The following is a 13,149-nucleotide window of genomic DNA, read 5'->3' as shown; positions in this document are numbered from 1 at the left end:
CGGTCAGGAAGCCGTGCCGTTCTTCAGCGATTCGACGAGTTCGACGTACTGCTGCTTTGCCGCATCCGAGGACGTGCCCTTCAGCGCGTCCCACGCGTCGTACTTGTATTTGCCGACGATGTCGGTAAAGCCCGGCTTGTCGCCGTGCGCATCGCCGTCGGTTGCCTGCTTGAAGAGTGCATACAGGCGCAGCAGGGTTAGGTTGCCCGGGCGCTCGGTCAGTTGCTTGACGTCGATCTGGGCCTGGTCGAATTGGGCGGTGAGTTCGCTCATCGGGTGTCTCCGTAAGGGTTTCAGGTCGGGCGATCTTAACAAGCGGACCGCCGCGCGGGGTCGAGCGATCCTTCCAAACCGCCGCCGGTGCCGCGCGAGCGCACGGATCGGTCCCGATCGCCCGTGGGAGCGGGGCGCCGCATTACAATGTCGGCCATGACGCAAACAGTGCTCCTCGCCATCGATACGTCGACCGAATACTGCTCGGTCGCGCTGCTGCGCTCGGCCCATGCCGATGACGCCGTTTCCTCCCCGCAAACCTGGGTCCGCCACGAACCGACGGGCGCCGTGTCGAGCACGCGCGTGCTGCCGGCGATCCAGGAACTCTTCGCCGAATCCGGGCTGACGCTCGCCGATTGCGACGCGATCGCGTTCGGCGCGGGCCCCGGCTCGTTCACGGGCCTGCGTACCGCGACGGGCATTACGCAGGGCCTCGCATTCGGCGGCGGGTTGCCGGTCGTGCCGATCGGCACGCTGCTCGCATGCGCCGAGCATGCGCGGCTGCGCGCGCCCGGCACGACCCGCGTGCTGGCCGCGCTGGACGCGCGGATGGACGAAGCCTACTGGGCCGATTTCGAATGGGATGACGGTGCCGGCGACTGGCGCACGCTGCATCCGGCTTCGCTCGATGCGCCGGGCGCCGTCGGCGTGCCCGATGTGCCGTTCACACTCGCGGGCAATGCGGCCGCCGCGTTCGGCGCGCAGTTGCCGGCCGCGTCGCGTGCGGCCGTGATCGACAGCGACGCAATGCCGCATGCGCTGGCTGTCGCGCATGCCGCGCTGCGCGCGTTCCGCGCCGGGCGGGTGGTGCCGGCCGATCAGGCCGCGCCTGAATACGTGCGCGACAAGGTCGCGCAGACGACCGCCGAGCGTGTCGCGGCACGGGCCGCACAGACGGGCGGAGCGAAGGGATGACGGGTGTCTTGCTGAGCGACCGCTATCTGGCGCCGATGACGGACGCCGATCTCGACGAGGTCGTCGCGATCGAGCATGTCGCGTACGAATTCCCGTGGAGCCGCGGCAACTTCGAGGATTCGTTGCGCAACGGTTATCTGGGTGTGTGCCTGCGGCACGTGACGGGGTCGCTCGTCGGCTATTGCGTGCTGATGCCGGTGGTCGACGAGATGCACCTGCTGAACCTGTGCGTCGCACCGGCCGCGCAGCACGCGGGCGCGGGCCTTGCGCTGCTGCGCGAGGCCGTGCGCATTTCGCGCGCGGAGCGGCTCGACGGCGTGCTGCTCGAGGTACGGCCGTCCAATCCGCGCGCGATCCAGCTGTACGAGCGGTTCGGCTTCGTGACGATCGGCCGCCGCAAGAACTACTATCCGGCGAAGCATCGCAGCCGGGAGGACGCGATCGTGATGCGTCTGACGCTGAACAAGGACGAGGGAGACGCGCATGGCGTGGGCTGAAGCGGCGCTCGAGGAACTGGGCCTCGCGCAGATCTGGGTACGGCGCGGGCAGCGCGCGGATGAAGGCGCGGCAGCCGAAGCGCCCGTCGTGACGCAAGCCGGTGCGGCGGACGGCGCCGCTGCCGGCGTGGACGATCGACAGGCGCGCCCGGCACGCAAGCCGGTGCAGGACGACACGCCGGCGGCGGAGGTGCGTGCCGCCGATGCTGCGCAGGCGCGCCGGGTCGTCGAGCGCGATCGCGCGCCCGCGCCGGTTGCCTCGGCCGACACGATGCCGCCGTTGGACGACGCGCCGCCTGCCGGCGCCGACGACTTCGCGTGGTTCGACGCGGCGCCGCCGGGCGATCCCGTGCCCGTGCCGGCCGCCGAATCGCGCCCCGCCGGCACGCCGGTTGCCTTGCTCGATTGGGATGCGCTGGCCGCGCGCGTGTCCGACTGCACGCTGTGCCGGCTGTGCGAGAAGCGGACCAACACCGTGTTCGGCGTCGGCGACCGCGAAGCCGACTGGATGCTGATCGGCGAAGCGCCGGGCGAAAACGAGGACAAGCAGGGCGAGCCGTTCGTCGGCCAGGCCGGCAAGCTGCTCGACAACATGCTGCAGTCGCTGTCGCTCAAGCGCGGCGACAACGTGTACATCGCGAACGTGATCAAGTGCCGCCCGCCCGGCAACCGCAACCCGGAGCCGGACGAGGTCGCGAGCTGCGAGCCTTATCTGCAGCGCCAGGTCGCGCTCGTGAAGCCGAAGCTGATCGTCGCGCTCGGCCGTTTCGCCGCGCAGACGCTGCTGAAGACGGACGCGAGCATCGCGTCGCTGCGCGGCCGCGTGCATGCGTACGAAGGCGTGCCGGTGATCGTCACCTATCACCCGGCGTACCTGTTGCGCAGCCTGCAGGACAAGTCGAAGGCGTGGGCCGACCTGTGCCTGGCGCGCGACACGTTCCAGCGCGCAGAGGGCGCCGACACGAGCGGGCCGGCCGGGCAATGACGACCGGCGCGGCGTACGCATTCGTCGATACGCTGCGCGACACCGCGGTGCGCGATCTGGGCTGGCTGCTGGCCAGCCCGAGCCTGCTGACCGCGGTGCCGGGCGCGCCGCTTGCGCGACCGTGGCCGGATGCGGCCGGACGGTCGGCCGTCGAGGCGTGGCTCGCCGCGCTCGATGCGCAGCCCGAGCCGCTGCATCGCGCGCTCGACGGGTTCCGGCCGACCCGGCTTGGTCGCTACGCGGAATGCCTGCTCGAATATTTCCTCACGCACGGCCCGTCGCTGCGGCTCGTCGCGGCCAATCTCCCGCTGCGCAGCAACGGCCGGACGCTCGGCGAAGTCGATTTCCTCGTCGATGCGCCGGACGGGCAGCGCCTGCACTGGGAACTCGCGGTGAAGTGCTATCTATGCGCACCGGTGCACGACGGCGCGACGCTCGCCGACTTCGTCGGCCCCAATCTCGTCGACCGGTTCGACCGCAAGCGCAGCCGGCTGCTCGATCACCAGTTGCGGCTCGGCGAACACGACGGCTTTGCGCGGCTCGGCTATGGCGCACCTTCCGACGCGCAGATGTTCATCAAGGGCTGGTTGTTCTATCCGCACGGCGCGCCGTTGCCGCCGGTGTCAGTCGAAATCGCGTCGGATCATCCCCACGGATTCTGGCTGACGCACGCGCAGTGGCCGGCGTGGGCGGCCGCGCAGCATGCCGGTCTTGCGTGGAGCGTGTTGCCGCGGCTGGCGTGGCTCGCGCCGCGGCGGGTCGCCGCCGACGCCGGCTTCGAACCCGAACCGCTGGGGGCTGCGCTGGAACTGCCGCCCGTGTTGACGACGCGCGAGGCGCCTGCGCTGATCGGCATCCATGAACAGGGCAGCGACGGCACGTGGCGCGAACGGGCGCGCGGCTTCGTCGTGCCCGATGACTGGCCGGCACGCGCGCAGGCGTTCGCCGCGCAGGATCACTGACACCGCGTCAGCGGGCGCTTACCACCAGCGATGGAAGTGATGGACGGGGCCGACGCCGTGGCCGACGTCGAGGTGGCCGCTCGCGGCGATCGCGCCGGTCAGGTAGGTCTTGGCTTCCCGCACCGCGCTTTCGAGGTCGGGCTGCTGCGGCAGCAGGGCGGCGATCGCCGACGACAGCGTGCAGCCAGTGCCGTGCGTATTGCTGACCGGCACGCGCGCACCGTCGAGCCGCACGGTGCGTGCCGCTTCGACGAGCCAGTCGGGGCTGGCGGACGCATCGGGCAAGTGGCCGCCTTTCATCAGCACCGCACGCGCGCCCGTCCGCAGCAACGCCTGGCCTTGCCGGACCATGTCGTCCTCGGTGTTGGCGGGCGCATCGTCCAGCAGCGCGGCCGCTTCGGGCAGGTTCGGCGTGACGACCGTCGCGAGCGGCAGCAGTGTGTCGCGCAGCGCATCGACCGCGTCGGGCGCGAGCAGTGCGTGCGAGCTCTTCGAGATCATCACCGTGTCGAGCACGACGAAGCGCGGCGCGTAACGCCGCAGCGCGTCGGCGACCGCGTGGACGATCGCCGCGTTCGCGAGCATGCCGATCTTGACCGCATCGATGCGGATGTCGTCGAACACCGCGTCGAGCTGCGCGGTCACGAATGCGGCGTCCGGCGCATGCACGCCCGTCACGCCGCGCGTGTTCTGCGCGGTCAGCGCGGTGATCACGCTGGCGCCGTACGCGCCGAGCGCGGAAAAGGTCTTCAGGTCGGCCTGGATGCCTGCGCCGCCGCCCGAATCGGAGCCGGCGATCGTCAGGATGTTGGGTATCGGGTGCGTCATGAGGGCAACGCGCCGGTTCGAAGACCGGCGCCGGCAGACGGAAACGGAGAGTGTAGCGTCAGTGCCGCGATTCGCCGATCAGCGCGACCGAGTCGAACTGCCGCTGGTTCGCCTGATGACGGCGCATCACGAGCCACATCGTCAGGCAGACGAACGTGCCGAACAGCACGATCACGACGCCGACCGGCACGTCGAGCCACACGAGCACCGCGTACAGGCACAGCATCACGAGCACCGACAGGTTCTCGTTGAAGTTCTGCACCGCGATCGAGTGGCCGGCCGACAGCAGCACATGGCCGCGATGCTGCAGCAGCGCGTTCATCGGCACGACGAAGTAGCCCGACAGCGCGCCGACGCACATCAGGAAGATGTACGCGATGATCAGGTAGACGGGCATGCGCAGGTGGCCGAAGTGCACGGCCCAGTGCGGCGGGAACAGGTCGCGCGTGTAGAACGCCATCAGCATCACCGCGATACCCATGATGATGCCGACGGGCAGCACGGACAGCGACTTCTTCAGCGGGATGCGCGCGGCGGCGGCGATCGCACCGGCGGCGACGCCGACCGCGACCACGGCCTGCAGGATCGCGCCTTCCGACAGCGACATGCCGAGCGACACCTCGGCCCACTTCAGCACGATGAACTGCAGCGTCGCGCCGGCACCCCAGAACAGCGTCGTGACGGCCAGCGAGATCTGGCCGAGCTTGTCACGCCACAGCACCATGAAGCAGTCGGCGAAATCCGTGAGGAGCTTGACCGGGCCGCGCTCCTGCTTCGGGTAGCGGGCGCCCGTATCGGGAATGCGCAGGTTGAACAGCGCGGCAATCACGTAGATCGCCATGATGATCGCCATCGCCGCTTCGGCGGGCGTGCTGATCCAGCTGGGCGTGTGCGCGATCACGTGTGATGCGATGTGCGGGCTGATCAGTGCGCCGCCGAGCACGGTGCCGAGGATGATCGAGCTGACGGTCGTGCCTTCGATCCAGCCGTTCGCGGCGACCAGCCGGTCGGCCGGCAGCAGCTCGGTGAGAATCCCGTATTTGGCGGGCGAGTAGGCCGCAGCACCGAAGCCGACGATCCCGTACGCGATCAGCGGATGGGCGCCGAACAGCATGATCATGCAACCGACCACCTTGATCGAGTTGGTGATGAACATCACGCGGCCTTTCGGACGCGAATCCGCGAACGCACCGACATACGCCGCCAGCACCACGTACGACAACACGAAGAACAGCTTCAGCAGCGGTGTCATCCAGTTGGGGGCGTGGAGATCTTTCAGCAGGGCGATGGCGGCGATGAGGAGCGCATTGTCGGCCAGCGACGAGAAAAACTGCGCGGCCATGATGGTGTAAAAACCTTTTTTCATCTGATGCGATGCTTTCGTCGCTGCGGCAGGGCCGCGTAGGCCGCCTGGTATGCGATCGGCTTATTCCGTTCGAAATGGGTTGTGCGCACGGCTTTATAACATGAAAATACGCCAATTCGGACTAGCAAGATTCCCCGATCGTTCCGCAAATTGTCGGCTTCGGTGCTCAAAAGGCGCGGTAAGCTGATGATTCGCAAGCGTCTTTACGAAAATTTCCCATGCCGCGCCCGATCTCCGCCACCATCCACACCGCCGCTCTCGCGAACAATCTCTCCGTCGTCCGCCGATTTGCCGGCCCGTCCAAGGTCTGGGCGGTCGTCAAGGCCAACGCGTACGGCCATGGTCTCGCCCGTGCGTTTCCGGGCCTGCGCGGCACCGACGGCTTCGGCCTGCTCGACCTCGACGAGGCCGTGAAGCTGCGCGAGCTCGGCTGGGCCGGCCCGATCCTGCTGCTCGAAGGCTTCTTCCGGTCGACCGACATCGACGTGATCGACCGTTACAGCCTGACGACGACGGTCCACAACGACGAGCAGATGCGGATGCTGGAAACGGCGCGGCTGTCGAAGCCCGTCAACGTGCAACTCAAGATGAACAGCGGGATGAACCGGCTCGGCTACGTGCCGGAAAAATACCGGGCGGCGTGGGAACGCGCCCGCGCGTGCCCCGGCATCGGCCAGATCACGTTGATGACCCATTTTTCGGATGCGGACAACGAGCGTGGCGTCGCCGAGCAGCTCGCGACCTTCGAGCGCGGCGCGGAAAGCATCGCCGGCGCGCGCAGCCTTGCGAATTCGGCGGCCGTGCTGTGGCATCCGGATACGCACTTCGACTGGGTGCGGCCGGGCATCGTGCTGTACGGCGCGTCGCCGTCCGGGCTGTCGGCCGATATCGCCGACACCGGGCTGAAGCCCGCGATGACGCTCGCGTCCGAGCTGATCGCCGTGCAGACGATCGCGAAGGGCCAGGCGATCGGCTATGGCTCGACGTTCTCCGCGCAGGCGCAGATGCGGATCGGTGTCGTCGCGTGCGGCTACGCGGACGGCTATCCGCGCGTCGCGCCCGAAGGCACGCCGGTGATCGTCGACGGCATCCGTACGCGGATCGTCGGCCGCGTGTCGATGGACATGATTACCGTCGACCTGACCCCGTGCCCGCAGGCCGGTGTCGGTGCGCGCGTCGAGCTGTGGGGCAACGCGCTGTCGATCGACGACGTCGCGCGCCATTGCGGGACGATCGGTTACGAGCTGATGTGCGCGGTCGCCGGCCGCGTGCCCGTGCGAGCGGAATAAGGGCGTCGCGCGTGGCCAAACAGAAAACCGTTTATGTCTGCAGCGAGTGCGGCGGACAGACCCCGAAGTGGCAGGGCCAGTGCCCGTCGTGCCAGGCGTGGAACACGCTGGTCGAATCGGTCGCCGAAGCGCCGGCTGCCCATCGTTTCCAGTCGCTCGCGAAGCGTGCGCCCGTGCAGCGTCTCGTCGACATCGAAGCGGCCGACGTGCCGCGCTTCTCGACCGGCATCGGCGAATTCGACCGCGTGCTCGGCGGCGGGCTGGTCCCGGGCGGCGTCGTGCTGATCGGCGGCGATCCGGGCATCGGCAAGTCGACGCTGCTGCTGCAGTCGCTTGCAGACATCGCGAGCGAGCGGCGCGCGCTCTATATCAGCGGCGAGGAATCGGCCGCGCAGATCGCGTTGCGCGCGCAACGGCTTGCGCTGCTCGACGGCGGTGCGCCGGCGGACGAACTGAAGCTGCTCGCCGAGATCCAGCTCGAGAAGATCCAGGCCGCGATCGACACGGAACGGCCGGATGTGGCCGTGATCGACTCGATCCAGACCGTCTATTCGGAAGCGCTCACGTCGGCGCCGGGCTCGGTCGCGCAGGTGCGCGAATGCGCGGCGCAGCTCACGCGCATCGCGAAACAGTCGGGCACCGCGATCATCATGGTCGGGCACGTGACGAAGGAAGGCAATCTGGCCGGCCCGCGCGTGCTCGAGCACATCGTCGACACGGTGCTGTACTTCGAAGGCGACACGCATTCGTCGTTCCGGCTCGTGCGCGCGTTCAAGAACCGCTTCGGCGCGGTCAACGAACTCGGCGTGTTCGCAATGACGGAGCGCGGGCTGCGCGGCGTCGCGAATCCGTCCGCACTGTTCCTGTCGCAGCACGAGCAGGTCGTGCCCGGCTCATGCGTGCTCGTTACACAGGAGGGCACACGGCCGCTGCTCGTCGAAGTCCAGGCGCTCGTCGACACCGCGCACGTGCCGAACCCGCGCCGGCTCGCAGTCGGCCTCGAACAGAACCGGCTCGCGATGCTGCTCGCGGTGCTGCACCGTCATGCGGGCATCGCGTGCTTCGACCAGGACGTGTTCCTCAACGCGGTGGGCGGCGTGAAGATCACCGAGCCGGCCGCCGACCTCGCGGTGCTGCTCGCGATCCATTCGTCGATGCGCAACAAGGCGCTGCCGAAGGGGCTGATCGTGTTCGGCGAAGTGGGGCTGGCCGGCGAGATCCGGCCGTCGCCGCGCGGGCAGGAGCGGCTGCGCGAGGCCGCGAAGCTCGGTTTCACGTCCGCGCTGATTCCGAAGGCGAATGCGCCGAAGCAGCCGATCGAAGGACTGAACGTGATGGCCGTCGATCGGCTCGAGCACGCGATCGACCGCGTGCGCGATCTCGAGTGATTGGCCGCACAGGCACGCGGGCCGGGCCCGCCGGCGATCTGGCGCGTAATTCCCTGTAAAGAATATGTAGGCTTCTGTAACCCGCCGGACATTGCTTTTCCCTATCCTTTGCCGGAATGTCGAACCGCGCAATGCGAAGGGAACCTATGTTGAAATCGTATGGGGAAGCGCCGGGCGGACGCCTTTACAACCTGCGCGGCTGCCGCGTGTCGGAGCCGATTCGCCAGCCGTGGGGCGGCGGATGCCGGATCGTCGAATGGATCGACGACGAAGGACGCCTCGCGCGCAAGGTCGTGTCCGAGGACGTGACGGAAGCGGAAGTCGCTGATGCGATCCGGCGGCCGACCGAAGGGCGCCGGCACCTGATGGGCGACGACGAGCAGATGCCGCGCGATACGCTGCCGCGGCGCTGAGCCGGTGGTGCGGCGAACGGCCGAGCAGCGGCAATTCAATCAACAGGCCGGGCCAGTGCGCCCGGCCTTGTCGTATCCGGGCCCGGACCAGGCCCGGTGCGGTGTCGATCACCTGCGGCAGCCGGCACGCCGTGCGCGTATCGGCCGCTGCGTTCAGCCTCAGCCGATCTGCTCGAGTTCTTCCTGCGCGGCGAGCCAGTCGGCCTCGACCGTCTCGAGGCGCGTGTTGACGTCGCCGAGCTTGCGGATCGCGTCGGTCAGCTCGGTCTTGCGCTCGGCTTCGTAGCTCGCCGGATCGGCGACGAACGCGTCGAGGCGCGCCTTCTCCGTGTGCAGCGTCTCCATTTCCTTTTCGAGCTTCGTGATGCGCGTCTGCAGTGGCTTTTTCAGTACCGACAGACGTTGCCGTTCCTCGGCGGCCTGCCGCTTCTGATCCTTGCGGTTGGCCGCGGCGCCGGCGCCGGGCGAAGCCGCGCTGTCGGCCTTCGCGGCCGCGCGCTGCTCGGCCGCGTGCTGCAGCAGCCAGTCGCGGTAGTCGTCGAGGTCGCCGTCGAACGGTTGCAGCCGGTGCTTCGCGACCAGCATGAACTGATCGGTCGTCGCGCGCAGCAGGTGGCGGTCGTGCGACACGAGGATCAGCGTGCCTTCGAACTGCGCGAGCGCCATCGTCAGCGCGTGGCGCGTTTCGAGGTCGAGGTGGTTCGTCGGTTCGTCGAGCAGGAGCAGGTTCGGCTTCTGCCAGATGATCAGCGCAAGCGCGAGGCGCGCTTTTTCACCGCCCGAGAACGGGCCGACCGGGCTCGTCGCCATGTCGCCCGAGAAATTGAAGCCGCCGAGGAAGTCACGCAGCTCCTGCTCGCGTGTATCGGGTGCGAGCCGCGCCAGATGCGCGAGCGGCGAATCGTCTTCACGCAGCGTTTCGAGCTGGTGCTGCGCGAAATAGCCGATCGTCAAACCCTTGCCGTCGCGGACGTGGCCCGACAGCGGCGCGAGCGTGCCGGCCAGCGTCTTGATCAGCGTCGACTTGCCCTGGCCGTTCGCGCCGAGCAGGCCGATGCGCTGGCCGTTCTGGATCGACAGCGCGACGCGCTCGACGATCGGGATTTCCGCGCCGCCGTCTGCATGGTAGCCGCAGCGGACGTCTTCCATCACCATCATCGGGTTCGGCGCGGCGTCGGGCGTGCGGAATTCGAACGTGAACGGCGACGCGATGTGCGCGGGCGCGATCAGCTCCATCTTCTCGAGCGCCTTCATCCGGCTCTGCGCCTGCTTGGCCTTGGTCGCCTTGGCCTTGAAGCGGTCGACGAAGCTCTGCAGGTGCTCGATCGTCTTCTGCTGCTTTTCGTAGGCGTTTTGCTGCAGCGCCAGTTGCTGCGCGCGCAGCACTTCGAACTGCGAGTAGTTGCCGCCGTAGCGTTTCACCTGGCGGTTTTCCAGGTGCAGCGTGACGTTGCAGATCGAATCGAGGAATTCGCGGTCGTGCGAAATCACGACGAGCGTGCCGGGGTAGCGGTGCAGCCAGTCTTCGAGCCAGACGATCGCGTCGAGGTCGAGGTGGTTCGTCGGTTCGTCGAGCAGCAGCAGGTCGGAACGGCACATCAGCGCCTGCGCGAGGTTCAGGCGCATGCGCCAGCCGCCGGAGAAGCTCGAGACGGATTCGCGCGTCTGCGCGAGCGTGAAGCCGAGGCCGAGCAGCAGCGCTTCGGCGCGGGCCGGTGCGGTGTAGCCGTCGGCGTCGGCGAACGCGGCGTGCGCGTCGGCTTCGGCGGCGCCGTCATGCGCGGCGGACGCGGCGGCGATGCGCGCTTCGATTTCGCGCAGCGCGGCGTCGCCGTCGAGCGTGTAGTCGAGCGCCGAGCGGTCGACGGCGGGCGTTTCCTGCGACACATGGGCGATCCGCCACGACGGCGGCATCGCGAAATCGCCGCCGTCCGAGTGCAGCTCGCCGCGCAGGACCGAGAACAGCGTCGACTTGCCGGCGCCGTTCGCGCCGATCAGGCCGGCTTTCTCGCCGGGATTGAGTACGAAGGACGTCGACTCGAACAGCGGCTTGGTGCCGCGCGCAAGGCTGAACTGATTGAAACGGATCACGGCGGAAATGACTGGCCAAAACCGCTATTCTAGACTGCGAGCAGGTTGCGCCGGGCATCGGCCGCTCGGCGGATGCCGCAACGGCGCAATTTCGCCTAGACTCCACGTCGATCCGGTTTCGTAAAAGGAGTGCCCGATGTCCACCCTGTATTCGTTCAGCGCAGAGACGCTCGCCGGCGCGCCGGCCCCGCTCGACGCGTATCGCGGCAAGGTGCTGCTGATCGTCAACACCGCGAGCGAGTGTGGCTTCACGCCGCAATACGCGGGCCTGCAGAAGCTGTACGACCAGTACGCGGCGCGCGGCTTCTTCGTGCTCGGTTTCCCGTGCAACCAGTTCGGCAAGCAGGAGCCGGGCGACGCCGCGCAGATTGGCGCATTCTGCGAGCGCAACTACGGCGTCACGTTCCCGATGTTCGCGAAGATCGACGTGAAGGGCGATCATGCGCATCCGCTGTACCGCTACCTGACCGACGAGGCGCCCGGCATTCTCGGCCTCAAGGCGATCAAGTGGAATTTCACGAAATTCCTGGTCGATCGCGACGGCCGCATCGTCAAGCGCTACGCGCCGTCGACCAAGCCCGACGAAATCGCCGCCGATATCGACAAGCTGCTGTGAGGGCGGCGGGCGGCGTACGCGCCGCCCCGGCCATTACAGGATCGGCGCGAACAGCCGCGCGACGTGCATCGCGATGCGCCGCCACGCGGGCGACTGGCGGTATTCGTTCGCATCGACCTCGTGCGCCTGTGCGAAGTCGGCATCGAGCATCGTCTCGACTTCGCCGGCGAACGCGCGGTCCACGGTCAGCACCATGATCTCGAAATTGAGCCGGAACGAGCGGTTGTCGAGATTCGCGCTGCCGATCGCCGCGGCGATGCCGTCGATCAGCACGACTTTCTGGTGCAGGAAGCCGGGCTGGTAGCGGAACACCTTCACGCCCGCGTCGACGAGGTCGCGCGCGTACAGCTTCGACGCCTCGAACACCACGTAGTGATCGCGCCGGCTCGGGATCAGGATGCGCACGTCGACGCCGCGCATCACCGCGAGCTTCAGCGCGGAGATCACCGCTTCGTCGGGGACGAGATACGGCGTGGTGATCCAGACCCGCTCGCGTGCGGCGTTGATCGCCTCGACGAAGAACAGCGAGCCGGTTTCCTGCTTGTCGGCCGGCCCCATCGGCACCGCGAGGCAATGCATGCCGTCGCCGGGCAGCGCGGGCGGCGGCAGCGCGATGGGCGGCAGCTTCTGCGTCGCCCAGTGCCAGTCTTCGGCGAACACGTACTGGATGCTCGCGACCACCGGGCCGCGAATTTCGATGTGCGTGTCGCGCCACGGCGACAGGCGCGGTTTCGCGCCGAGATATTCGACGCCGACGTTGTGGCCGCCGACGAACGCGCGATTGCCGTCGACCACGACGATCTTGCGATGGTTGCGGAAGTTCAGCTGGAAGCGGTTGACGAACTTCCGGTTGGTCGCGAACGGATGGACCTCGACACCGCCGCGGCGCAGGGTGTCGACGTAGCTGTGCGGCAGGTCGAAGCTGCCGATGCTGTCGTACAGCAGGCAGCAGCGCACGCCGGCGGCCGCGCGCGCGAGCAGCGCGTCGCGCAGCATCTGGCCGAGCGCATCGTCACGCACGATGAAGAACTGGACGACCACGTAGTCGCGCGCGGCGTCGATCGCCGACAGGATCGCCGAGAACGTCGCGTCGCCGTTCACGAGCGTGCGCACCGAGTTGCCGCCGAGGAACGGCATGCCGCCGAGCCGCGTCAGCGCGAGCACGGCGGACTGGCCGAGCGCATCGGCGGCCGGCCCGTCGGTCGCGTCGGTGCTGAGCCACGGCGAGCGCGGTGTGTGCATGCGCAACATTTCCAGCTCGTGGCGCCGCGCGTCGACGTAGCCGGAGAACTTGCTGCGGCCGAGGAACAGGTATGGAACGAGCGTCAGGTACGGCATGGCCGCGAGCGAGACGGCCCATGCGATCGCGCCTTGCGAAGTGCGCGTGTTCATGATTGCGTGGCACGCTGCGACGATCCCGAGCACGTGGATGGTCAGGAGCAGGGTGCCGAGATGTAGCCAGTCGAGGGTCATGGGCGCGTGACGGACTCCTGAGGTCGTGCGGCCGGGCGGCCGCCTACGCGCAT

Annotated in this window: 13 protein-coding genes; 8 read left to right on the top strand and 5 right to left on the bottom strand. The window is 68.1% G+C overall.

Going from position 1 to position 13,149, the window contains the following annotated elements:
- Positions 1-3: 3 nt before the first annotated feature.
- Positions 4-273 carry an acyl-CoA-binding protein gene (locus HWX87_RS12280; protein ID WP_176047359.1) on the bottom strand — a complete coding sequence of 90 codons (270 nt, stop codon included), beginning with the start codon at positions 271-273 and terminating at the stop codon, positions 4-6.
- 147 nt (positions 274-420) lie between these two features.
- On the opposite strand from HWX87_RS12280, the gene tsaB reads away from it, so the two are divergent.
- Genes tsaB through HWX87_RS12260 form a run of 4 tightly spaced genes read left to right on the top strand, consistent with a single transcriptional unit; the run spans position 421 to position 3,632 of the window.
- A complete protein-coding gene (gene tsaB, locus HWX87_RS12275) occupies positions 421-1,188 on the top strand; it encodes a tRNA (adenosine(37)-N6)-threonylcarbamoyltransferase complex dimerization subunit type 1 TsaB (RefSeq protein WP_176047358.1) in 768 nt (255 codons plus the stop codon).
- Positions 1,185-1,685 (top strand): ribosomal protein S18-alanine N-acetyltransferase, encoded by a 501-nt coding sequence (gene rimI / locus HWX87_RS12270; protein ID WP_176047357.1) that lies wholly within the window; start codon positions 1,185-1,187, stop codon positions 1,683-1,685. Before tsaB ends, rimI begins: the two co-directional genes overlap by 4 nt.
- Positions 1,672-2,670, top strand: coding sequence for a uracil-DNA glycosylase (locus HWX87_RS12265; RefSeq protein WP_176047356.1), 999 nt, complete (start codon positions 1,672-1,674; stop codon positions 2,668-2,670). Before rimI ends, HWX87_RS12265 begins: the two co-directional genes overlap by 14 nt.
- Entirely contained in the window at positions 2,667-3,632 is a 966-nt protein-coding gene (locus tag HWX87_RS12260; protein WP_176047355.1) for a DUF1853 family protein, read from the top strand. The genes HWX87_RS12265 and HWX87_RS12260 overlap by 4 nt, the downstream gene beginning before the upstream one ends.
- Before the next feature lie 18 nt (positions 3,633-3,650).
- Here HWX87_RS12260 and thiD read toward each other — a convergent pair whose 3' ends face one another.
- Together thiD and lplT are read right to left on the bottom strand one after the other, a co-directional pair.
- A complete protein-coding gene (gene thiD, locus HWX87_RS12255) occupies positions 3,651-4,460 on the bottom strand; it encodes a bifunctional hydroxymethylpyrimidine kinase/phosphomethylpyrimidine kinase (protein ID WP_176047354.1) in 810 nt (269 codons plus the stop codon).
- A gap of 58 nt (positions 4,461-4,518) precedes the next feature.
- Entirely contained in the window at positions 4,519-5,826 is a 1,308-nt protein-coding gene (gene lplT, locus HWX87_RS12250; RefSeq protein ID WP_176047353.1) for a lysophospholipid transporter LplT, read from the bottom strand.
- A gap of 218 nt (positions 5,827-6,044) precedes the next feature.
- On the opposite strand from lplT, the gene alr reads away from it, so the two are divergent.
- From alr to HWX87_RS12235, 3 genes are all read left to right on the top strand, one after another.
- The gene (alr, locus tag HWX87_RS12245) at positions 6,045-7,115 is read left to right on the top strand and encodes an alanine racemase (RefSeq protein WP_176047352.1); all 1,071 of its coding nucleotides are present in this window, start codon (positions 6,045-6,047) and stop codon (positions 7,113-7,115) included.
- Between the two features lie 11 nt (positions 7,116-7,126).
- The gene (radA, locus tag HWX87_RS12240) at positions 7,127-8,503 is read left to right on the top strand and encodes a DNA repair protein RadA (RefSeq protein ID WP_176047351.1); all 1,377 of its coding nucleotides are present in this window, start codon (positions 7,127-7,129) and stop codon (positions 8,501-8,503) included.
- A 146-nt stretch (positions 8,504-8,649) separates the two neighbouring features.
- Positions 8,650-8,916, top strand: a complete 267-nt coding sequence (locus HWX87_RS12235) for a DUF2866 domain-containing protein (protein WP_176047350.1) — start codon at positions 8,650-8,652, stop codon at positions 8,914-8,916.
- 159 nt (positions 8,917-9,075) lie between these two features.
- On the opposite strand, the gene HWX87_RS12230 is transcribed toward HWX87_RS12235, so the two are convergent.
- Positions 9,076-11,007 (bottom strand): ATP-binding cassette domain-containing protein, encoded by a 1,932-nt coding sequence (locus tag HWX87_RS12230; RefSeq protein WP_176047349.1) that lies wholly within the window; start codon positions 11,005-11,007, stop codon positions 9,076-9,078.
- Between the two features lie 136 nt (positions 11,008-11,143).
- Between HWX87_RS12230 and HWX87_RS12225 the strand changes: the two genes are divergently transcribed.
- Entirely contained in the window at positions 11,144-11,623 is a 480-nt protein-coding gene (locus HWX87_RS12225; RefSeq protein WP_175845253.1) for a glutathione peroxidase, read from the top strand.
- Positions 11,624-11,656: 33 nt separating this feature from the next.
- Here HWX87_RS12225 and cls read toward each other — a convergent pair whose 3' ends face one another.
- Positions 11,657-13,096, bottom strand: coding sequence for a cardiolipin synthase (gene cls / locus HWX87_RS12220; RefSeq protein ID WP_176047348.1), 1,440 nt, complete (start codon positions 13,094-13,096; stop codon positions 11,657-11,659).
- Positions 13,097-13,149: the final 53 nt, after the last annotated feature.

It is taken from the genome of Burkholderia sp. BCC1644, assembly GCF_902833225.1.
Lineage (GTDB): Bacteria > Pseudomonadota > Gammaproteobacteria > Burkholderiales > Burkholderiaceae > Burkholderia.
This window is presented reverse-complemented; position numbering and strand designations above follow the sequence as displayed.

What these genes read in the sequence shown, in the direction of transcription:
- HWX87_RS12280 (WP_176047359.1), bottom strand. Translation starts at nt 273, where the DNA reads ATGAGCGAACTCACCGCCCAATTCGACCAGGCCCAGATCGACGTCAAG.
- tsaB (WP_176047358.1), top strand. Translation starts at nt 421, where the DNA reads ATGTCGGCCATGACGCAAACAGTGCTCCTCGCCATCGATACGTCGACC.
- rimI (WP_176047357.1), top strand. Translation starts at nt 1,185, where the DNA reads ATGACGGGTGTCTTGCTGAGCGACCGCTATCTGGCGCCGATGACGGAC.
- HWX87_RS12265 (WP_176047356.1), top strand. Translation starts at nt 1,672, where the DNA reads ATGGCGTGGGCTGAAGCGGCGCTCGAGGAACTGGGCCTCGCGCAGATC.
- HWX87_RS12260 (WP_176047355.1), top strand. Translation starts at nt 2,667, where the DNA reads ATGACGACCGGCGCGGCGTACGCATTCGTCGATACGCTGCGCGACACC.
- thiD (WP_176047354.1), bottom strand. Translation starts at nt 4,460, where the DNA reads ATGACGCACCCGATACCCAACATCCTGACGATCGCCGGCTCCGATTCG.
- lplT (WP_176047353.1), bottom strand. Translation starts at nt 5,826, where the DNA reads ATGAAAAAAGGTTTTTACACCATCATGGCCGCGCAGTTTTTCTCGTCG.
- alr (WP_176047352.1), top strand. Translation starts at nt 6,045, where the DNA reads ATGCCGCGCCCGATCTCCGCCACCATCCACACCGCCGCTCTCGCGAAC.
- HWX87_RS12235 (WP_176047350.1), top strand. Translation starts at nt 8,650, where the DNA reads ATGTTGAAATCGTATGGGGAAGCGCCGGGCGGACGCCTTTACAACCTG.
- HWX87_RS12225 (WP_175845253.1), top strand. Translation starts at nt 11,144, where the DNA reads ATGTCCACCCTGTATTCGTTCAGCGCAGAGACGCTCGCCGGCGCGCCG.
- cls (WP_176047348.1), bottom strand. Translation starts at nt 13,096, where the DNA reads ATGACCCTCGACTGGCTACATCTCGGCACCCTGCTCCTGACCATCCAC.